General features: G+C 58.8%; 18 protein-coding genes, 1 tRNA gene and 1 pseudogene. 7 read left to right on the top strand and 13 right to left on the bottom strand.

Annotated features, from left to right (window positions below):
• Positions 1-273 precede the first annotated feature (273 nt).
• Both EB815_RS02930 and EB815_RS02925 read left to right on the top strand, forming a co-directional pair.
• A complete protein-coding gene (locus EB815_RS02930; RefSeq protein ID WP_056568611.1) occupies positions 274-1,203 on the top strand; it encodes a DUF1003 domain-containing protein in 930 nt (309 codons plus the stop codon).
• Positions 1,204-1,479: 276 nt separating this feature from the next.
• Positions 1,480-1,556 (top strand) — tRNA-Arg (locus EB815_RS02925).
• A gap of 411 nt (positions 1,557-1,967) precedes the next feature.
• On the opposite strand, the gene EB815_RS02920 is transcribed toward EB815_RS02925, so the two are convergent.
• Positions 1,968-3,026: an AraC family transcriptional regulator gene (locus EB815_RS02920; protein WP_162258904.1), complete on the bottom strand. Its 1,059-nt coding sequence runs from the start codon at positions 3,024-3,026 to the stop codon at positions 1,968-1,970.
• 311 nt (positions 3,027-3,337) lie between these two features.
• Between EB815_RS02920 and EB815_RS02915 the strand changes: the two genes are divergently transcribed.
• Positions 3,338-5,074 carry a tetratricopeptide repeat protein gene (locus tag EB815_RS02915; RefSeq protein ID WP_065005424.1) on the top strand — a complete coding sequence of 579 codons (1,737 nt, stop codon included), beginning with the start codon at positions 3,338-3,340 and terminating at the stop codon, positions 5,072-5,074.
• Between the two features lie 13 nt (positions 5,075-5,087).
• Here the strand turns inward: EB815_RS02915 and EB815_RS02910 are convergent, their stop codons facing one another.
• From EB815_RS02910 to EB815_RS02870, 9 genes are all read right to left on the bottom strand, one after another.
• Positions 5,088-5,465: a DUF1622 domain-containing protein gene (locus EB815_RS02910; RefSeq protein WP_065005423.1), complete on the bottom strand. Its 378-nt coding sequence runs from the start codon at positions 5,463-5,465 to the stop codon at positions 5,088-5,090.
• On the bottom strand, positions 5,462-6,385 hold the full coding sequence (locus tag EB815_RS02905; protein WP_155772511.1) for a formylglycine-generating enzyme family protein: 924 nt from the start codon (positions 6,383-6,385) through the stop codon (positions 5,462-5,464). The genes EB815_RS02910 and EB815_RS02905 overlap by 4 nt, the downstream gene beginning before the upstream one ends.
• Before the next feature lie 132 nt (positions 6,386-6,517).
• Positions 6,518-7,387, bottom strand: a complete 870-nt coding sequence (locus EB815_RS02900) for a bile acid:sodium symporter family protein (RefSeq protein ID WP_056568622.1) — start codon at positions 7,385-7,387, stop codon at positions 6,518-6,520.
• Positions 7,388-7,474: 87 nt separating this feature from the next.
• Positions 7,475-9,004, bottom strand: a complete 1,530-nt coding sequence (locus EB815_RS02895) for an arylsulfatase (RefSeq protein WP_056568625.1) — start codon at positions 9,002-9,004, stop codon at positions 7,475-7,477.
• Positions 9,005-9,071: 67 nt separating this feature from the next.
• Positions 9,072-9,551, bottom strand: coding sequence for a YidH family protein (locus EB815_RS02890; protein ID WP_056568628.1), 480 nt, complete (start codon positions 9,549-9,551; stop codon positions 9,072-9,074).
• 138 nt (positions 9,552-9,689) lie between these two features.
• Positions 9,690-10,901 (bottom strand): alpha/beta hydrolase, encoded by a 1,212-nt coding sequence (locus EB815_RS02885; protein ID WP_056568631.1) that lies wholly within the window; start codon positions 10,899-10,901, stop codon positions 9,690-9,692.
• Between the two features lie 27 nt (positions 10,902-10,928).
• Positions 10,929-11,711, bottom strand: a complete 783-nt coding sequence (locus EB815_RS02880) for a SphA family protein (RefSeq protein WP_171883268.1) — start codon at positions 11,709-11,711, stop codon at positions 10,929-10,931.
• Between the two features lie 211 nt (positions 11,712-11,922).
• Positions 11,923-12,777: a hypothetical protein gene (locus EB815_RS02875; RefSeq protein WP_155772473.1), complete on the bottom strand. Its 855-nt coding sequence runs from the start codon at positions 12,775-12,777 to the stop codon at positions 11,923-11,925.
• Positions 12,778-12,918: 141 nt separating this feature from the next.
• The gene (locus EB815_RS02870; RefSeq protein WP_244494010.1) at positions 12,919-13,128 is read right to left on the bottom strand and encodes a hypothetical protein; all 210 of its coding nucleotides are present in this window, start codon (positions 13,126-13,128) and stop codon (positions 12,919-12,921) included.
• Between the two features lie 504 nt (positions 13,129-13,632).
• Between EB815_RS02870 and EB815_RS02865 the strand changes: the two genes are divergently transcribed.
• From EB815_RS02865 to EB815_RS02850, 4 genes are read left to right on the top strand one after another with little or no spacing between them, the layout of a single operon-like run.
• Complete coding sequence (locus EB815_RS02865; protein ID WP_056568643.1) at positions 13,633-14,424, top strand: DUF2092 domain-containing protein; 792 nt, start codon at positions 13,633-13,635, stop codon at positions 14,422-14,424.
• Positions 14,421-14,753 carry a hypothetical protein gene (locus tag EB815_RS02860; protein ID WP_155772471.1) on the top strand — a complete coding sequence of 111 codons (333 nt, stop codon included), beginning with the start codon at positions 14,421-14,423 and terminating at the stop codon, positions 14,751-14,753. Before EB815_RS02865 ends, EB815_RS02860 begins: the two co-directional genes overlap by 4 nt.
• Before the next feature lie 12 nt (positions 14,754-14,765).
• A complete protein-coding gene (locus tag EB815_RS02855; protein ID WP_244494011.1) occupies positions 14,766-15,761 on the top strand; it encodes an HAD family hydrolase in 996 nt (331 codons plus the stop codon).
• Between the two features lie 58 nt (positions 15,762-15,819).
• A complete protein-coding gene (locus EB815_RS02850; RefSeq protein ID WP_056568649.1) occupies positions 15,820-16,236 on the top strand; it encodes a hypothetical protein in 417 nt (138 codons plus the stop codon).
• A gap of 163 nt (positions 16,237-16,399) precedes the next feature.
• Here the strand turns inward: EB815_RS02850 and EB815_RS02845 are convergent.
• The 3 genes and pseudogenes from EB815_RS02845 to EB815_RS02835 form a co-directional block, all read right to left on the bottom strand.
• Positions 16,400-17,180 (bottom strand): annotated as a pseudogene (locus tag EB815_RS02845) (integrase arm-type DNA-binding domain-containing protein); the annotation flags it as partial.
• A 556-nt stretch (positions 17,181-17,736) separates the two neighbouring features.
• A complete protein-coding gene (locus EB815_RS02840) occupies positions 17,737-18,822 on the bottom strand; it encodes a phosphatase PAP2 family protein (protein ID WP_162258906.1) in 1,086 nt (361 codons plus the stop codon).
• 82 nt (positions 18,823-18,904) lie between these two features.
• The gene (locus EB815_RS02835) at positions 18,905-19,918 is read right to left on the bottom strand and encodes a phosphatase PAP2 family protein (protein ID WP_244494012.1); all 1,014 of its coding nucleotides are present in this window, start codon (positions 19,916-19,918) and stop codon (positions 18,905-18,907) included.
• Positions 19,919-19,923: the final 5 nt, after the last annotated feature.

Genomic DNA, 19,923 nt, shown 5'->3' with positions numbered 1-19,923 from the left:
GCGGTCAACGTCCCGGCATGGTTACCAGGGTCTCCGCGACGCCGCTTCGCCCAGGGACGACGAGTTGGGGACGCCTCGGCCAATCGCGAATGTCCGTGATAGCCCAGCGCGATGAATCCGCGAAACGCCACAAAAGACCCGCAGCCGGCTATTGTTTCACGACTGTCACGCAATCGTCTGGAAGCCATGGCATAGGCAGCGCAATCCGACAGTGGATATGCCCCGCCACCTCGGCGTATCCTCCCTATCAGCGCCACAGCAGGAGCCAGCATCATGAGCACCGTTCCCAAGGCATCCGAGCAGAAGGCGGCGGACAATGAGAACGACAGCGGCGGCGAGTATTTCGAGGCGCCGATCACGACGGGGGATCCGCACGAGGTTTCGGACGATCATTTCGACACGCCCGAAGTGCCGGACTCCGAACCCGCCGGCCATGGCTCCTCCCGCATAAAGCCGAAGCGGAAGCCGTCGGCGATCTCGGGCCGCAAATTCCGCAAGCGCGACCTGGTGCGCATCGACGATCTGCGCCCGAGCCTTGCCGACCGCATCCGTTCCGACCACCCGGACCTGCCCAAGGGCGCCCGCATCAGCCGCGAGGAACTCGGCCGCTACCGCATGCGCTACATGGAGGAACTGCTGCAGCAGGAGCACGGCGAATTCTCCGAGCTCGACCGCCAGGTGGTGGAATCGATCGCGAGACAAGACACGATTTCCGAAAACTCGGAGGAGGAGTTCGAGGAGCATCGCTCTTTTGCCGACCGCGTTTCCGACAACATGGCGGCCTTCGGCGGCAGCTGGTGGTTCCTGATCTCCTTCGCCAGCGTGCTCTTGATCTGGATCGGCATCAACCTGTTCGAGGGTACCATCGGCGCCTTCGACCCTTATCCCTTCATCCTGCTCAATCTCCTGCTCTCCTGCATTGCCGCCATCCAGGCGCCTATCATCATGATGAGCCAGAAGCGACAGGAGACCAAGGATCGCCTGCGCTCCTTCAACGACTACCGCGTCAACCTCAAGGCCGAGCTCGAAGTGCGCCACCTGCACGAAAAACTCGATTACCTCATCTCGCGCCAATGGACGCGGCTCGCCGAAATGCAGCAGATGCAGCTCGACGCCATGCACGAGCTGACCGGTGCCAAGAAGGCGAAACGGGCCGTGCGCGGGGTGAGACGGCGGACCGTGAAGGGTGAGGCGGGGCAGTAGGCATTGTTCCCGCGGCGGACGAAAGTCCTCGCCTCTCGAATGACCAGCGATGGACTCGGCTCCAGAGCCCAATGGACCTTTTTGAGGGGATGAGCTCCCAAAAAGGGCAGCGAGCCTGCAAAAGACCGACAGTGCGCGAGCCTGGCCGGCATGTCCAATGCTCGATCTCGGCGCGCCGCCCAATTGCCAATTGCCCGTTGAAGCGCGCGCCGGCTTCCGCTAAGAAGCCGTGACTTGCCGGTTCACCGGCCGGTTCGTTTTCCGGATCACCGGGAAGCACCCGTAGCTCAGCTGGATAGAGCGCTGCCCTCCGAAGGCAGAGGTCACAGGTTCGAATCCTGTCGGGTGCGCCAGTTTTGCCATGTACAACAATGCTTTAGATGCGTGCCGGATCCGTCGTTTTGACGTCGGTCAGTTTACGCGTAAGCGGCAGAGCTAGGCTGAGGTTCCGGCTGGGGCGTCAAAACGACGCCAACTCGTGCCAAAATTGCAAAAATGAGCCCGGATACCTGCCAAACTGGATGATGGAACAGGTGTCAGTTGGTTGACTGCTGCCCATGAAGGCAGCGCTCCGCCACAGTCCGGTTTGGGGCCGTGAACGGACTGGCGGCTTATTGATATCTCGAACCATCCGTGCCGCATCAGGTTCAATCGCGCGTTCTTGAGGGCGCCACAGGGCGCAGTGCAATCCGCGCTGCTGCGGAACAGACGTCGACCTTGGCAAAGAGGCCAGTCGCAGACGTGTGTTTCTCGCCGTCGAACTTCTAGCGAGGGTAACTCATCGCTTTGTGGCGTGTCTCAGAAGGAACCTCGCCAAAGATTCTCTTATAGAATGCGGCGAACCGTCCCAAGTCGGTAAATCCATAGTCAAGCGCCGCTTGTGTAACGCCGGCAGGTGCAGCATCAGCCACTGTAAGCATCCGATGGACGTCAGCCAGACGCCTTAGACGCAGGTAGGCTACGGGACCCAACCCGAGCGAGTGCTGAAACGCACGGTGGAGGGTGCGCCGCGAAACGGTGAGTGCTGAACACAATTCCGAGATGTGCACCGGCCTGCCGATTTCCACCCCGTCAACGTAGTCTTCGACATCGCGAACCAGTTTCGCCCCCGAAAATAGCTTGTCGTAGCGCTCGCTGGATACCTCATCGACTATGCCTGATATGAAGGCCTCGATAAGTGACCGTTTGAGGTAACTCACGCCTGCCTCGCAGTGGGGACCTGCCCCGCCGCGCAGCTTTTCAATCTTGCCAGCTATCTCACCGCATGCACCCGTGCGCAGGGACGGCGACCTGTGAAACCTGGAGATCTTGGTCCAAAATTTTGGATCCTGCAGGATGGGCTCACCCGCCGCAAAATCAGCAAGCGCCTCTTCGCTGAGAGTGATCGTCGCGTAGCGCGAGTGGCCTGTAAATCGCCCCTCTTGTTCGACGGATTTGGGAAACACGATGACGTCGCCGGGAACAACCTCAAAGTCCCATTGCGAGACCTCACCGCTGCTCTCCAGCATCATCCCGATCGTAACCATGTCCTGGTTCATCACACCACGAGCCCGGATGTCCGGTCCGAAGTCGCCGGTGCTCAAAGACAGCGAGCCAATTTGCGCATGCATCAAATGCCCGTCGAATTTCCCCGACGCCAATTGCACGATTTTCAGATCCGCACCACGCACCGCTTCACGCAGGTCTTCCGCGGTTTGAAGCCTGAGGATGTGGACTTCCGGCGCGACCGAGTTCGGCCTGACCCCAGGGAGGGCCAGTCCGCCATCCTCGCAACTGTTGGAACGCTGCCTCTCCGCTGAATGTTCGCTCAAACTATCCGACATGGGACGATCCCTAAGACCCTCCCCCGCAGCCGACATATAGCATTTTTCCACGCAAACGTGTGGTGAAAACGGCTCGATGGTTAAGTTAAAAATCAAGTGTACTTGTTTGTGGCCGAGCGGAAGGCTTCGGACGCCTCATTCTCCACATGGCGAGCACGTCAGGAATAAACCAACATTTGCACTTTTACCTAAACAGGTGGATTGCAAGTCGGCCATTGGCACAAATCGCATAGCGACGGGGCCCTTTGGCGTTTAGGCTGAAACATCGAAAATGAACACGCAAGACCTGTCGGCGAACCAAGGGGCGTGTCGTGAATACAGACCACGAAGTAGATGTTCGATCGATCCAATATCTGGCAATCAGCTGTTTCGAAGCCCGCGAGGAGCTTGAGCGTGTCCTTTCGGATCCGCAGTTTCAGTGTTCGGAGCGAAACAAGAAGTTTCTTCGCTTCGTTGCGGAAGAGCTTTTTGCCGGACGTGAGGGTGCACTCAAGGCATATTCCATAGCCGTCGACGTCTTCGGTCGCCCTTCGTCCTTTGACGCTTCCACGGACCCGATCGTGCGAATCGAGGCCACTCGCCTTCGGTCTGCACTGTCCCGCTATTATGAACTGTACGGGTCGAGCCGTGAGGTCAGCATTGAACTGCCGAAAGGCAGATATGTGCCAATGTTTGCAGGGCAAAATCGGGCCGAAGATGATCTTGGCGATCGCTCAGGTATCCTGCATCCCCTTCTAGGGGGGACAATGCCGATCAAGTCTAATCGACCGACGGCAGTCGCGCGCGCAGTTGGCATTCTGAAAGAGATACGCCTTCCCGGTGCTGCCTTGCTCGTTGTGGCGCTGTTCGCGGGTTTCAACCTGCTCAGCAGTTGGAACACGATGGCCATCTCTGAAAGGCCGACTGTGGCCGTCGATCTACAGTTGGACGGTACCAATGATCATGAAGCGACCGCCCTACGTGACCTGCTCATGAGTGCTCTGTCTGACTTCAGCACACTGCGGCTGTCGGCCCCTGACGCTTATACTTCAGGCACGACCGACGAAGCCTCGGCTGCGTCGCCCCGAAGCCGCTACCGACTGGTGCTGAAATACAGCTCGGATGCGGTCGAGAAATCAGTCTGGTGGCAGGTGGTCGACCAGCAGACAGGCGAAGCACTTCAATCCGACAACGAGCGCGTTCGCGTCGATGCCGCTGCGTCCGCCAATCCGGACGAACGGCTCGTTTCCCGGCTGGCTTCGCGCATTGCCTCGCTGGATGGCGCGATCAATACCCTCGAAGCCAACAAGGATTTGGAGCATCCGACGCTGGGCAACGGTTGCGTTTTGCGGGCCAGCCTAGCCTTGAGCATGCCGACCCCGAAGGCCTTGGAACAAGCGAGGATTTGCCTTGAGCGCACATTGGCGCAGCGCCCCTACGATGCGGACGCTCATGCGATGCTGGCCTCGATACTCCTGTCGATCGATCAGCCGGACGCGGCGACCGATCTGACTGCGGCCGCTCACGAACATGCCGCCCGTGCAGCAGCGTTGGCCCCGGAATCCTCCCGCAGCTTCACGGCCAAGATGATGGCAGAGTTTCGTGTAGGCCACGTCGAAGCCGCGATATCAGCGGGGCGCAGGGCATTGATGCTCAACCCTTACAACGCCACGCTGGCAGCTGCATTCGCCAGGATACTTTACTCTACTGGCGAGCGAGACGAAGGGGTAAGGCTTGCCAACGATGCCCTGAAGGCCGACGGGTTGCCGTTGCCTGACGCCGAGTGGACGCTGGCGTTCGACGCGTATCGCCAAGGACAACTGAGTGCCGCCTTGGTCCGCCTGAAACGCGAGGCCAACGGGTGCTATCTCACCGACCTTTTGTTGACGGCAACGCTAGGACGCTTGGGGCGGGAGGGAGATGCCTCAGCGATCATCTCCGACATACGCAAAGCACGCCCCAATTTCGATCAGGATTTCCATTCCGATATGTCCCGCCGTCATCTTGATCCGCAGTTGACCGCGGAACTTGCGCAAGGGCTCCAACTCGCCGGCCTTCGCCTTCAATAGAGCGGAACGATCGTCAACTCGTAGCCATCTTTCTCGCTTCACTTTCCTGCTGGAGTTCGCGAGCTTCCCGCTGATCGCGCTCGAGGAAGAAATTGAGGAATGTGCGGATCACGGCAATAGCTGCCAGGCGGCCCACATCGTCCCAACTCGGCGCGACCGAAGTCTCGATGATGTCGGCGGCAAGCTGGAACGTGAGGCCGGCGATCAGCCATCTTGCATGACGCATCCACACCGCGCGGATAGCGTAGTGGCCGTCCGGGTGGCTAAGCATCACTCTTATGCCGTTTACGAAGGCCTCGAGCGTCCCTGCAAGGATCAGGACCAAGGCCAGAAGATCGATGATCGGGGCGCTGACTTCAGCCAGCTGGTTCAGCCATTGTCCCAGGATCACGGGTCGCCACCCCCATTGAGACGGACGATGCAGCGAAAACCAAGATGTGAAATCGACGTGTCGACCGGCTGTGCCATGCGCGCTGCGGGACGATAGCGCCGGCAGTAGTTTGGCGCGCAGAGATGCGAACCGCCCTTGGTCACCTTGCGCGGGATTTTCACATCGGGCTGGCGGGGGTCATAGCTTGCCTCACGCGCAGCGCCGCGCGGATTGTCAGCCGTGCAACACGGACTGTCGATCCTGCCGTGTTCCTGGTACCAGTCCGTCGTCCACTGCCAGACGTTGCCGGCCATGTCGAAGAGCCCGTAGCCATTGGCCGGGAACGAGCCAACCGGTGCGGTGTACTCGTATCCGTCCTCCAGCGTGTTGCGACAAGGGAACTCGCCCTGCCAGGTGTTGGCCATGTGCCGGCCGTCCGGCGTGAATTCGTCGCCCCAAGCGTAGTCGGCGCCGTCGATTCCACCGCGCGCGGCAAATTCCCATTCCGCTTCCGTTGGCAGTTCCTTGCTTGCCCAACTTGCGTAGGCTTGAACATCCTCATAGGCGACGTGCACCACCGGATGATCGGCGAGCTTCCTGATGGAACTGGCAGGGCCTCTTGGATGGCGCCAGTTGGCGCCGCGCACGTAGACCCACCAGTTGTAATGGTTGCGCATATCGACCGGTCCGGCCGGCTTCTTGAACATGGTCGAGGACGGCGAGAGCATGTCTGGCAAGGCGCCGGGATAATTGTCCGGGTTGGCGGGTTTTTCAGCCAAGGTCACGTAGCCGGTCGCAGCGACGAAGTTCTCAAAGTCGCCGTTGGTAACGGTAAATCGGTCCATCCAGAAACCATCCACGCGCACACGGTGGACAGGCGCTTCCTCAGGATAGAATTTATCCGAGCCCATCAGGAAGGAACCACCCGGGATCCAAACCATGTTGCGGAATAGGGGGGCGTCGGCAATGACGTTGTTGGCGTTGATTGGGGCAATGTCATTCATCACTTCATTTCCAGCCTGAATGAAGAACGTTCCCCAATACCTGAGAACGGAAAGGAGTATGTGCCATCGTTAGCTTGCCTCTGTGCCGCTGATTGCGTGCAGCCGCGAGCGCCATTTCACGTAGGGGACGCAGACGATCGCACCGACGAGCAGATGCCAGATCACCACGGCGACCACCGCCTTTTCCTCGGGAAAGGTTGCGCTGGCGATCGCCATCGCCACCCCGGGATGACGTGTGCCGGTGGCGAGGGCAAGCGCGGTCCTGTTGTCCGCTATCGGCCCGCCGAGCGTATGACCGATTGCGACGCCGACGATAGTGAAGACGGCAAGTGCGACAAGCGTGCCGTTGCCCACCATATCGCTCATGGAAGGCCAGATCTTGATCAGGACCGGGATGAAGGCCACGACCAGTAGCACCGTGGCAAACAAGGACAGTGGGCGCGCTGCACGTTCCGCAACCGCAGGTGCAAACTGCCGGACCAGGAGGCCGGCAAGAAGCGGAACGAGGATGCCGGTGACGACGATGGAGATGATCTTGCCTGCAGGCACACTCGTTTGAAGCTGCAGCGGCTGATTGATCAGCCATATGCCCAACGGCACAATGAGGATCGAGAGGATTGCCATGGTTACCAGCAGCCCGGCGACATAGGAGGTGCCCCCGCCAGCCTTCCTTTGCTTGCCGGGAAGGACGGGCGGTACGGGCGACAGGGCCAGTGCGACCAAGGCGATCTTGGCCGCAGGATGCAGATTGAATACCAGCGCCATCAGAATGGCGAGGATGGGCATGACCACGTTCATTGAAACCATTGAACGCAAGAGCAGGCTGGGTTGACGGAAAAGGGAAGTCGCGTCGGCCCAGGTTGCCTGGAGCCCAAGCGCAAGCACCAGCAACGCCATACTGAGGTTGATCGCCATCGGGATGAGTTCTGCAATGGTCATCAGGGGTGGCTTTCTGCAGTGTTAGCAGGCGGGCGCGAAGATCTGCGGGGCGACGTCCGATGCCGCCCCGCCTTCAACCGGAATGACCTAGTTGCCAATGCCTTCAGCCGCGGCTTTCAGCACCGCTCGCGTGAACTGATCCATGTCCGCATCGGGCGGAGCCTGGCGAGCCGGAAAATCCTTGAACGTCGCCATCTTCTTTTGAACAATCGCCGCTATCGGCAACACGGTCCAAAGTTTCGCGACCGCGTAGTTGGGATAGAATGGTGCTTCCATGTGTTGTTCGAACGGGTCGTTGCGAAGATTCACAGGCCTTGGCACCGTGGTCTTGAGCATGGCGCCGCCGAACCAATCGTCCTTCGATTCGAAGTGGACCTTCCAGTTGTTGTAGCGAATGGCAAACAGATTGCGCTCGCCGAAGTACATAAATTCGTGCCTCGGTGACTCATCGACTTCACCCTTGAGGTACGGCAGCAGATTGTAGCCGTCGATATGCACTTTGAAATGCTTGCTGCCGGCATCGTAGCCGTTGAGCAGCTTTTCCTTGACATCGGGGACCCCAGCTGCGGCAAGGACCGTCGGCAGCACGTCCTCAAGGGACCCGATGCCGTTCAGGACCTGGTTGCCTGTTATACCGCCTCCGGGCCAGCGGATCAGGAACGGCACACGAAAACCACCCTCCCAGCCGAGGCCTTTTTCGCCGCGGAAGGGCGATGTGCCACCATCGGGCCATGTGAATTTTTCGGCGCCGTTGTCGGTAGAGAAAATGACGATGGTGTTGTCGGCAATACCGAGATCGTCGAGCTTCTGCAGCAATTGGCCAACGACCCAGTCCAGCTCTTGCATCCCGTCAGCGTATCTGCCGAGTTTGGTCTTCCCTTCCCACCGCTCCGACAGATGGGTCCAGACGTGCATTCTGGTGGTGTTGTGCCAGAGCAGGAATGGCTTCCCGGCTTCATGCGCGCGGTCGATGAAATTCAACGACTTGTCGAGGAGCGTGTTCTCGATCGTCTGCATGAGCTTGGTGTTCAGGGGCCCGTGATCCTTGATCGTCTGCTTGCCGACACGCCCGAAACGCTCATCAACCGTGGCATCGTCCTTGTCGGTCGCCTTGCATTCGAGGACTCCCCGCGGCTTGAAGAGTTTCTCGAAAAGTGCGTTGTCCTTTGGGTAATCCGCCTGCTCTGGCTCCTCTTCAGCATTCAGGTGGTAGAGATTGCCGTAGAACTCGTCGAAGCCATGCACGGTCGGCAGGAATTCGTTGCGATCGCCAAGATGGTTCTTGCCGGTCTGTGCGGTCATGTAGCCGAGCGGTTTAAGCAGGTCGGCAATGGTCGGATCTTCAGGCTGCAGTCCCTGCGGTGCACCAGGCATGCCGACGGTGGTGAGTCCTGTGCGGAGAGGGATCTGCCCGGTAATGAATGCCGCCCGACCAGCCGTGCAACTCGCCTGTCCGTAGAAGTCGGTAAATAGCGCTCCATCCTTGGCAATGCGGTCGATGTTCGGTGTCGGCAAGCCCATTATCCCGCGATTATATGCACCGACATCGAACCAGCCGATGTCATCCGCGAAGATCAGCAGAACATTTGGTTTGTCAGTTTTCGGTGCCTTGGCCATCCTGTTACTCCTCGGGTTGAAAACAAAGCTCATTCGATGACGTGATTGAGAAGCGCGGATCGACCCGTTAGCCGCCGGTCCCGTCGGTGAATGGTCCAACGTTGAAGATCATACTGCTGATCGCCACGAGACCGATTAGGAGCAAGATCACGGCTGTGAGCAGCGTGAAGGAAACGGGATAGCCGCTTTCGGCATGGATCAGCCCGGCATCGCGCATAACTTTACGCTCATGACGAAGTCCGGCCATGAACAGGATGTGGTAGATAATCCCGACAACGAGCATCAAGATGCCGAGCAGCACCAACGTGACGCCGAAATTACGCGGGGCCGCGGCATGGGCGAGTGTGCCGGCGTCTCTGAGTTTCTGGAATACCTGGAAGATCGTGAAGCCGAAGCTGATCAGCGACAGCGCCGTACGGATGACAGACATCAGGGTGCGGTCGGCGCTCATGCGGGTGCGCTGGAACGACATGCCGGTACGGCGCGACGACAGTTCGGTGTTGATGCGGTCGGACGGTGATTGTGCGGTGACTTGTTCAACGCTCATTGCAGGATCCTGCGAACCGGGCAGTGTCGAGATCGACCAGCACTCTTGGATGCAGCCGCAGGATTTCGAAGTACGTTACCGTAACGATACGTGTCCGGAGGGCTGAACTGGCGGCATTGACTGCCGCAGGAGGAGAAATCACTCTGCTGCGGGATCGGCCTTTAGAATTGTCCCGAGCTGATCGGGAGCCGGCGCATTTCTCTTTCCCTCCACGATCGCGATGGGAGCACTGACCGTCGTTGCCGCGACCTTGCCGACCGTTCCCACCGTGCCGGCAATCACCATGCCCAGTCCGTCGCCAAGGCCTACTCGAGAGTCCGTCAGGATTTGACCGGAGGCCAGTTGAGCTCCCAGCAACGCCACGATTTGAGGACTCTCGGCGAACTTGCTGTGATTCAAGCGATCGTTCGTCTTTACGTTGGTCAAGTCGATGACCGTTATTCCCGCAGCCTGAAGCTTCGACTTGTAGGGCTCCTTTGACGGATCAATCTGGCCTACCCGGTCGACATCGCCTGAAATCAGACGTGAGATCGCAAGCGCCCTATCGTCGCGAGAGATCATGATCGTAAATTTCGGCTTTTCGAGTCCGAGTTCGGTCCACTGGCGCCCGAAGACATCCACATCAAGGTCGGGAGATGCAAGAATTACGTTCCTGATCTTCGGCGAGACCCGACCATCCTGCAGTGCCATTTGCCTTAGCCCCTCCATGGCGAGCCAGGTTCCCATGGAATGGGCCATGACGGTTATGTCCGTCACGCTGCGATCATCGGCCAAAGCCTTCAATGCCCGCTCGAAGGCAGTGCGGGAAAAGTTGGTGCTTTCCTTGTCGTAATTGTAGTCCAGGACGCTCGCGCGCGACGGCCATGTGAAGAGAATCGGGGTAACCTTCGCCCCGGAGTCATGGACGAATTGCGCAAACCGAAAAACGGAATCCTCGTAGCGGTTGTTGAAGCCATGAACGAAGACGAGCACATGACCGTTCGCATTGTGAGCATGCAGCCAGTCGCCGGCCTGAGGGACCGAGAGGTTTTTCGCGGCAACGACTGCAAAGTCCTTTTGGGGATTGGGTGGCAGCTTTTTCGGCCACTCGACCGTGCCGGACGCACGGCCTGGCGGAATTGAAATTGTCAGATCGGTCAAGGAGAGTGTCGGACTGCGCTCGCCCGTGAACAACGTTGCAGGATCGCCGGAAGGTTTGCGGCTGGTCGCCACCAACATCGTCACGTCAGACGCTGACGGTGACAGCGTATTGGCGGCTATCGGCGCCAGCACGCCTTCCGGTCCCCCTCCGCACGCCGTCAGCGTGAGCAGGCATAAAGCCGCGACAATGTTGCTAACCCAGTTGCACATTGAGTAGCACCTGGTGTGTCCCGCCGCTCAAAATTTCCCGGAAATGTCGAAGAACACCGCGTCGCCCTTCATGCGGTGCTCGACCTCGACCTCATGAGCCCATCTCAAGGTTAAATCGACCTCGGTTTTCTCGCCGAACCTGGCCTTGTATTTAACCAGCGGCCCGACGGCGATCGAACTGCCCCTGAAACCGCCATGGGCGTCGGCGAACGTGCTACGGTCATTTTCGATCTGGTCCAGGAAGCCTGCGATCGCACCCACGGACAGGTTCTCGGTCACGGCCTTTGTGACCGAGAGATCGAGATGGGCCATCGCGCCGCTATAGTAATCGGTGTCCTGGTTCTTGGTGTTGATGTCCACGCCGAATTTGGCCGAGAGATCCAGCCCATGTTGCGGGACAAGATAGGTGAATCCGATCGCCGGCGTGAATGTCCAGTAGTTCATGCCGATGAAGGCGAGGTCCCCCTCCTTCCATTCACCTGTAGGTGCGGTGATGGTCAGAGACGCCGATAGCCACGTATTCATGGCATCGTTGTGCCAGCCGAACACGAGCGGTGCGAAAGCGATGTCGCCAAGTCCGGTGACGTGCTGGTCCGTCCCGAAGGGGCCGACCTCGGCGGAGGCCGCCGTTCGGCCCAGCGGGACGGCAAGCTGGACGGCGTAAGTCCAGTTTCCCGGCAAGTGCAACTCGGGCACATAGACCCCCGCAAGGATCGCTGCATAGGTATCACCTGTGAGGCCCGCCGCGACGGAACCCTTGCCGAAGGGCACCTCACCACTTGCTTCGCCGTGGTAATAAATGTTCGACATTGCCCAATAGGCTGCTCCCGGCGTGGGCGGCACAATGCCGGCGCCAGGGCCCGCGAAGGCGCCAGGGATATAGCGGCCCGCGACGGCCTCGGTGGCATTTGCTTGCCTGGCGGGAGCGAATGCCACAAGAGCAGCTGTCGCGGTTATCAGCCAGGCAGGTGATCTTGCTTTAGTCATTGTCTCCCTTTCTGCACCGAGGTCGCATTGGTCGCTAAAAATTGACCAGCGAAACGCCGACCTCCATGTTGAAGTCGTAGGGTCGGTCGTTGCCGATACCGACACCTGGCCTGATGTAGCCGTTGATCGCGCCGCCGTTCGTGAGCTTGCCAAGATTGAAGCCCAGGGCGACCTCCCAGGACATGGGTTCTGTCTTGGCCTCGAAATCGTAACTTGCGGTCAAGTCCGACGTCAGCCACCAGCGTTTGGCGTGCGGCTTGTAGACGACGTAAAGATCGAAATCGCCGCGATTGACGTTGGCCCGGGCGCTGTCGCCGGCGAATGAAAAACTTTGGATGTAAGCTGGCGCGATGATGACCTCCGGGCTGGCAAAATAAGCCCAGGTCAATCCGGGTGCCGCGACCCATTTGCCGGTGCCGAGCACGTCCTCGGAGGCGGTCGGCGCGTAGATCTCGGTGCTGAGGATAAACGCCTGCCGCCTGCTTAGATATGGGATCCAGCTGAGCTTCGCGGACATGTCGCCGAGGCCGAATTCGTCGTCGCCGGTCAGACTGGTTGCATCAAGCGGCAAGGTCAGGCGAACCGAAGCCTTTCCGTCGAAAAACGGCTCGGTGTAACGGATGTTGGTGATGTCGTAGTATTCGTCCCCCGGCAGGAATCGATACTCGTTCGAGAACGAAAGGGTCCGTGTCAGAACGGCAGGGTTCGTCCCGGACGTATCCTTTGCCTCCTGGGCCTCGGCGCCGCCGGCAAGGGGTAGCGCAATAGCAAAGGCAATGGCGAGGATGCGGCAATTTGAGCCTGACGTTGTAGCCGCAGCTCCCGGCCCCCGGGGCCGGAAATTGCCAGCCAGCGGAGTTGGCGCTTCGCCAGAGCGAGTGTGCCCCATCAACATCCCCGGTCACGACCCCTCTGCTGCGCGCCGGAAGCTTTCGGCGCATCACACCATTGAATCGGAATGCCTGGATGCGAAGTACGTTACAGTTACAGAGGCAAGGCGCACTCACGCCGCCATGATGTCCCTGACTGATCACTGGCACATGCGGATGATATCGTTTTCCAGTTCAGTACACAGCTCTTCGTATTCCTCTATCGCGGCACGATTCGAGTTCGTCGTTTCCTTCCTCAACCGCTCCAACGCTGCGCTGGCATCCTCGTAGGCGCCGCACAAACCGAGCAGATTGGCATTCGTCGCGCTGCGGATTTGAAGTGCGCCGCGCAAGGCCGGCATCTTCAGCATGAGCCTTATCAAGCCTCGACGATCATGGTCGTGTTCCGAAGGCATGGCCATAGTTTCAAACCGGATGAACAAACAACGGCAACTCCGGTCATGTCGCTTGAGAAATGAGAAGCCGGCGGAGGGAGCACGTTTCTATAATCATCGTCGCAGCGGCAGAGGCACGCCAGCACTTTACTGTTACAGCCGAGTTCTCCAGGCGCCGTTCAGGTCACGATCTCGGCGTTTGAACCGCCTTATCCGGCACAGTGAGGGACCGCCGTCATCAGCGTAAACGTTCCGCGAAGCCCATCGGCAGGAAGCGCTGCCTGTTACCGTTTCGTATCGGTATGTACGGCAGCGGAGTCTTGTGCCTCAGAGTGCAATTCCTACTCTGATTTTCAGATGTGCTCGGCAGTCTAGCGGGCTTCTTGCCTTGTTAGCCCGTCACACGCGCAGCTGCCGCAGCGATCGGCTCCGCAGTCGGAGTCCTCGCCGGCGCGACACACCAAACCGCTGGAGTTCGCGATGCCAAGACAGGTCATATCCAAAACCCTCATCCGTCCTTGCGGTTGGCTTCTTGCCAGCGCCCTGACAGTCCTTCCGATCGGCAACGCGATGGCCGACGATGCAAAGGATTTGCTCAAGGCCATGTCGGACTACATGGCCAAGCAGAAGACCTTCTCGTTCAGCTATGACTCTTCCGTGGAAGCCGTCACACGCAATTTCGAAAAGCTTCAGTTCGCAAGCTCCGGCAAGGTCGATGTTGAAAGGCCAGACAAGATCAGCGTGTCGAGAATTGGTGGCTTTGCGGACATGGAAACAGTCTTCGACGGCACGACCTTGTCGATTCTCGGCAAGAACCTGAATGTCTATAGCCAGGTGGAAGCCAAGGGCACTCTCGACGACCTCGGTGAGCAACTTTCGAGCGCCGGCATTGATCCGCCAGGAGCCGATATTCTGGCGTCAAACGTGTTCGATATGCTTATGGACGGGGTCACCGACGCCCGGCATATTTCGAGCGCCTACATCGACGGCGTCGAGTGCGAGTATCTCGCCTTCCGCTCTCATGACGTTGACTGGCAGATATGGATCCAGACTGGCGATCAGCCAGTTCCACGACGGTATGTCATCACCAGCAAACACCTGTCGCAGGCCCCGCAATACACCCTTGAGACCAGGGATTGGAAATTCGGGTCCGCGGTGGCGGCAAACGACTTCAAGTTCAAGGCGCCGGCGGGCGCCAAGAAGGTCGACCTGGGCGACATCGCGCAGATCGATGAGGTTCCAAGCCCTGAAGACGACGGAGACCAGCAATGACCAGGTTCGGCAAGCTCCTGACGGCATCGATTTTTGGTGGTTTCCTGTGCGCTGAAATCGGACCCGTTTCCGACCTCGCTTTTCTCGGGGTTCTAAACCCGGTTTCGACCGCCCAAGCAAGGATCGGTCGTCCGTTGACGCCACTATCCTATGCCGGTGTCGCGCGCCGCACGGTTCGTCGGACAGAACGGCGCGTCATCGCACGGCAAATCGCCGTGCTGCCCCCCGCCTGCGTCTACGGTCTCTACTACGGGCACTACTACTACAATTGCGGTGGCATCTATTATGCGAGATCGGGCGGTGTGTACGTCGAAGTCGTCGTTCGGTAGATGAGCCCGATCATGGACAGACGCTCGGTGCTCGCCGGCATACTGGCTGCCGGCCTGCCGCTTTCCGCCGTCCTGCCCGTGCGCGCGCAAGCAGGACCTCTCGCCTCGTGGCATGAGGGGCCAGTCAAAACTTCGATCCTCGACTTTGTCGGCAAAGTCACGACGCCGTCCGCCCGTGATTTTGTCATCGCGGACGAACGTATCGCGGTTTTCGACAACGACGGAACCCTGTGGTGCGAACAGCCAATCTATTCTCAACTCGCCTTCGCATTGGATCGGGTGAAGCTGCTCGCGCCTGACCATCCCCAGTGGCAGACGCAGGAACCTTTCAAGTCAGTGATTTCTAACGATCTGGCTGGCCTGGTTCGCTCGGGCGAGAAAGGGATATTCGAAATTGTGGCAGTGACGCACGCGGGCATGACGACCGACCAGTTTGATCGCGCTGTCGTCGATTGGACCAGGACGGCCAAGCATCCCCGGTTCCATCGCGGCTATACCGAGCTTGTTTTCCAGCCGATGTTGGAACTGCTCGAGTTCCTGCGCCAAAACGAATTCAAGATTTTCGTGGTCTCGGGCGGCGGTATCGACTTCATGCGTCCCTGGATGGAAGCGGTTTACGGCATCCCGCCGGAGAGGATCGTCGGCTCGTCAGGCATGACCAGATACGTCGTCGGTGAAGATGGCGGGCCGGTCTTGATCAAGGACGCCAAGATTGACTTCGTCGATGACGGTCCTGGCAAGCCTGTTGGCATCCACAAATTCATCGGTCGAAGACCCATCTTCGCGTTCGGCAATTCCGACGGCGATCTGCAGATGCTGCAGTGGACCGCCGCCGGAAGCGGTGCGCGGTTCATGGGGATCGTTCATCACACCGACGCTGACCGCGAATATGCCTACGATCGCGGCTCTTCCGTCGGAAAGTTGGACAAGGCTTTAGACGAAGCTGTGAACGGCCATTGGGTGGTCGTTGACATGAAGCAGGATTGGAAAGTGGTTTTCCCGTCCTGAACGCACAGGCCTCGTTGGGAATTCAATGCTCAAGAGCTGAATACGCTAGGTGGAGAAAATGATCGGAAACCCGTTCCTTGGCGCAATGGCCGCAATCGTCATGCTTGCCGGAGGAGTGACCCATGTGGCCGCGGCCTCGATGGAGGCACTCCAAGGCGCATGGACGATGAACGGGACGGGATGTGAAGACAACTTCAAGAAGCGAGGCAAGGGGTTTGAATACAAGGACCGTAGTTCTACGCTGACAACCGGAATCATCGTCTCCGGCAGCAGAGTCCTCGGACCGAATTCCAGTTGTACGGCGGAGAAAATATCACAGAATGGGGACCATTTCTCTGCACTGCTGAGTTGCTCGGATGCTGTTCTGTTCAGCAGTTTCTCGGCATCGTTCCGCGTCATCGACAAGACTCATTTCGAGCGCTTCGACCCTCAATTTCCAGAGGTTTCCGTCATCTACTACAAGTGCGAATTTTGAAATGATGGTCGATTTTGGGCAAGAAGCCAACCCACGAAAAATGTCCCGCGACCAAGCGCGATAAGGCGCGGTCCGTAAAGTGGTTGCAGGCAAATCGCCGTCCCATAAACGTCACGTTGTCCCAGGGTCAAACCGCGGATTTGCTTGCAATCACGATGGCGCTGCAAGCGAGCCTTCGCACAACCCTGGACCACTTGGCTGTTGTCGCGTATTGCCCATCGTCGACCGCCTTCTTCAGAATATCACCGAGGGTGCGATACTCCTGCTCGCTGAGACGGCGAGCGTTGACCCTGTCCTTCGGCTTGCGAACGCCATGCACCGGATTCTGATCGATGATGCCGAGTTCGACCGCATAGCTGAGAATGCCGCCGAAGAGCCCTATCGTTCGAGCCGCTGTGCCGGCTCCACCGCGCACGATCGCGCGCCCACGCAGCTTGCCCGTCTTGACGTTCGCGCGGGTCTTGCCCGCCATGATGTCCTTCATGGGTTGCGTGATGTCGGACTTGGCCAAATCCCGCACCCTTCGACTGCCGAGCAGCGGAACGATGTGGCGCTCGACGCGCCCGACATCGGTGGAGATTGTCGTCGCCTTCTTGGGCCGTCCTCGTTTGCCGAGCACGAGGCCATTCTTGAGATCTTCGAGGTAGCGGGTGCAGAGTTCCTTGACCGTGATCGCCTCGCGATCGAGCTTGCGCTCCTCGGCGGGGTTGCCGCCCCTTGCGACTTGGCCGAGGAAGACTTTCGCCTCGCGCCTGGCTTCCTCAGGCGTCCAAACTCCGTGCAGGCCGACGTGAGCGGCCAGCAGTGCGATACTGTACAACGTAGCTGCGCTTGCCCGAAGCAAAGACACGCAAGCCAAAGCCAGGCAGGTCTTCGTCCCATATCACATAGTCCGACGATTTTATTTTGGTGGCATCGACGGTTCGTTTGGTCAGCTTCGCCATGCTAGGGTGTCTCCTTGACAGAATCCCCGCGTAAGCACGACAGGGAGGGGTTTGAGCCGTCCCGTCGTACCGTCGGCGCAGAATGATTTCAAATTTGTTTTGTGATTTCAGAGGCATAGCGCGCATTCGGATAGAATCGGATAGTTTCGGCGAAAGCCACTATCCATTCTCCGAAGGCAGAGGTCACAGGTTCGAATCCTGTCGGGTGCGCCAGTTTTCCCTTGAATATCAGTTGACTACTTGGCTTCACGCAATCCACCGCACCGGATGCGCTTAGGTTCGCGTAAGCACGAAGCCAGTTTTTCGATACGCGGGACGCGCCAAGAGCACATTTTCCCGTTGCCGGCATCGCATGCGATACGGCTTTTTCGTGGAATCGGCATTGCTCGCGCTGCCTGTAGGGTCAACCAATGCCCAAAAGGGCAGCGCTTTGATTTAACCTTGCAAACTGCCTATCAGGGTTGGATAAGGCGCACCGTCTCAACGGCCCAGCAAGTCCCTCGGCGCGCGGCCGCCCCTTATCGATCTGCTGCTTCGCCTCTCGGTGTGAGGGCCGCTATTCAACAGAACACTTCCGTTCGCTCCTAGCCACCTTTGCGCATGCAATCCAAATGGCGAGCGCCGTGACAACACCGACAATCCCATCCACGGCATAGTGCCATCCAAGATGAATCGAGCCGAGAAAGATCAACACGGCGTAGGCCAGCATGACATGGCCGAGCCTGCGGTCGAGGGAGTACGCGACCGCCGCAAACAAAGCCGCCTGCGCGTTGTGCATACTGGGCATGGCCGAGATGCCTCCGGGCAGGTCGAACGTGCCGATATGGACCTGCCAAAGAAAATCCTTGGTCAAGGATGAAGACAAAGAATAGTCCGCATCCACCCCGTCGAGATAGTGCATGAGATCGCCATAGGGCGAGGGCGTGCCCGGTACGATTTCCGAGAAGTAACAAGGTCCCGCGGAAGAGAACATTGTTGCCATCACCAAGCCTATCAGGAGCCAGGACATGATCGTCGCCCACCAATAGCGGACACGTATCGGCTCCGGCACGCGCGGACTGGCGAACAGCCCGCCCCAGAACAGGAAGACTACCGGCACCCATGATGAATATGCCACGTCCAAGAGCACGGTCATCCACGGTACGCCGACAACCGGCTGGATGATCTGCCAGGCCTGGTACCCGCCCAAAAGACCTGCATCCCAACGCGAGAAGGTCTCGTCCCATTGGAAAGGGGCCACAACCGGGATCAACATCTTGTTGTAGAGGAAGGCGGCCATGAAGAGAACCAATATGGCGCTGGCGTAGAGAAACCGTGTAAGCGTGTTCGACGTAGCCAGGTTTCTCATGCGAGCCGTCGCGAGGCTGACTGGTGATCCGTGACGACCCTGTACGATCGCGCCTGAGCAAGCCCAGATGACAAGGGCGGAACTCAACAACAGAAAGGCTCGCACGACCCGCTCGGCATATTCGAAGACATGGGGCAGGATCGAATCGCCGCTGATTGTTGCGACCACAAAAGTCAGAAAGACGAACGCAAAGATCACTGCGCAGAGCATCGCGTTGCAGCGCCTCGCGTAAGCGAGCCATGCCGGAAGCTGCTTTTCTGGCGCAAGGTCTCGCGTGATTTCGGAAGAAGCCATGAGAACTATATCGAGCGTTCGAACAGGTTTCGCGTTGGCCGGGCACGTATATTCAGAGGAACAGTATGTAGGGGAATTTTCGCTACGAGGCGTCCATCCCAGGAGTGATGCGGTCATTCTTCAAGAGCGCGGAGGTCGACGGTTCGGACACGGCGGTGTCCATCCATGGGAGGGTCAGATGATGCTGCTCGCGCACTAGGCGTCCAGTCCCCCACCAGATCACCGATACCACTACGATCGAGATGTAGCCGTCCACCGCGTAGTGCCATCCAGTGTACACTGACCCGTACATGATCAAGGCAGCGAAGATCCAACCAAGAACGCCAAGCCAGCGGTTGAGGGAGGAAAGGAAATAGGCGTTCAGGGTGGCAAGGGCGACGTGCAGGCTGGGCATGGCCGAGATGCCGCCCCCCAAACCTGCATTTCCTGTCGTGTGCAAGGTCAAAAGATAATCGGCGTATTCTCGGACGATGACGCTGGACTCCAGAGCCGACATGGCCACCCTTAGTTCGTCGAAGCGGTCACTACCGACGAAATAATCGTAGTAGATGGGACCAGCGGACGACAGGAGAAGTGCGAGCAGTGTACCGACGATCGAGATGGTCAACGCAAGCGCCCAGAGATAGCGAATCCGTGCGATCCGATCCGACCACATAGCCACGGAGAGAACCGTTCCAAACCACAGCGCATACCAAAGCACATCGTAGTTCTTGAAGACAAAGAACGCCCATAGATCGTGATCGAGGCGATGCGCCAATTCCCATGGCGCCGCTCCGTGTATCCACTCATCCAGGTCGGCAAGCCATGGATCGGTATAGAACGGAACGATTTTCGGAATCGCGCTCTTGTAGGTGGAAAACGCGGTCATGCCGACGAGGAAGAACAGCAGCACCGGCACGCAACCCCGCCATCGCGTTCGAAGCAGTTCAACGGCGTAGCGCGTCGGTGCCTGGCGGCCGAAAATGAGAGCTGCGCTGCCAACGCCTCCAACCAACAATATCGGAATGGCGACGAGGAATTTTTCGGCGTAGATCTGACTTAGAGCCACGAACGATTGCGGATCAAGGAAGAATGCGGCGAGCACATAGATGCTCACGCAGA

Origin of the sequence: Mesorhizobium loti, assembly GCF_013170705.1 — a bacterium.
GTDB classification, from domain to species: domain Bacteria; phylum Pseudomonadota; class Alphaproteobacteria; order Rhizobiales; family Rhizobiaceae; genus Mesorhizobium; species Mesorhizobium loti_D.
Note: the sequence above shows the minus strand (reverse complement) of the source record. Positions and strands in the feature narration are given on the sequence as shown.

Excerpts from the sequence above, each read along its gene's own strand:
- EB815_RS02930 (WP_056568611.1), top strand. The coding sequence starts at position 274 with ATGAGCACCGTTCCCAAGGCATCCGAGCAGAAGGCGGCGGACAATGAG.
- EB815_RS02920 (WP_162258904.1), bottom strand. The coding sequence starts at position 3,026 with ATGTCGGATAGTTTGAGCGAACATTCAGCGGAGAGGCAGCGTTCCAAC.
- EB815_RS02905 (WP_155772511.1), bottom strand. The coding sequence starts at position 6,385 with ATGGTTTGGATCCCGGGTGGTTCCTTCCTGATGGGCTCGGATAAATTC.
- EB815_RS02900 (WP_056568622.1), bottom strand. The coding sequence starts at position 7,387 with ATGACCATTGCAGAACTCATCCCGATGGCGATCAACCTCAGTATGGCG.
- EB815_RS02895 (WP_056568625.1), bottom strand. The coding sequence starts at position 9,004 with ATGGCCAAGGCACCGAAAACTGACAAACCAAATGTTCTGCTGATCTTC.
- EB815_RS02890 (WP_056568628.1), bottom strand. The coding sequence starts at position 9,551 with ATGAGCGTTGAACAAGTCACCGCACAATCACCGTCCGACCGCATCAAC.
- EB815_RS02885 (WP_056568631.1), bottom strand. The coding sequence starts at position 10,901 with ATGTGCAACTGGGTTAGCAACATTGTCGCGGCTTTATGCCTGCTCACG.
- EB815_RS02880 (WP_171883268.1), bottom strand. The coding sequence starts at position 11,711 with ATGTCGAACATTTATTACCACGGCGAAGCAAGTGGTGAGGTGCCCTTC.
- EB815_RS02875 (WP_155772473.1), bottom strand. The coding sequence starts at position 12,777 with ATGGGGCACACTCGCTCTGGCGAAGCGCCAACTCCGCTGGCTGGCAAT.
- EB815_RS02870 (WP_244494010.1), bottom strand. The coding sequence starts at position 13,128 with ATGCTGAAGATGCCGGCCTTGCGCGGCGCACTTCAAATCCGCAGCGCG.
- EB815_RS02865 (WP_056568643.1), top strand. The coding sequence starts at position 13,633 with ATGCCAAGACAGGTCATATCCAAAACCCTCATCCGTCCTTGCGGTTGG.
- EB815_RS02860 (WP_155772471.1), top strand. The coding sequence starts at position 14,421 with ATGACCAGGTTCGGCAAGCTCCTGACGGCATCGATTTTTGGTGGTTTC.
- EB815_RS02855 (WP_244494011.1), top strand. The coding sequence starts at position 14,766 with ATGGACAGACGCTCGGTGCTCGCCGGCATACTGGCTGCCGGCCTGCCG.
- EB815_RS02850 (WP_056568649.1), top strand. The coding sequence starts at position 15,820 with ATGATCGGAAACCCGTTCCTTGGCGCAATGGCCGCAATCGTCATGCTT.
- EB815_RS02840 (WP_162258906.1), bottom strand. The coding sequence starts at position 18,822 with ATGGCTTCTTCCGAAATCACGCGAGACCTTGCGCCAGAAAAGCAGCTT.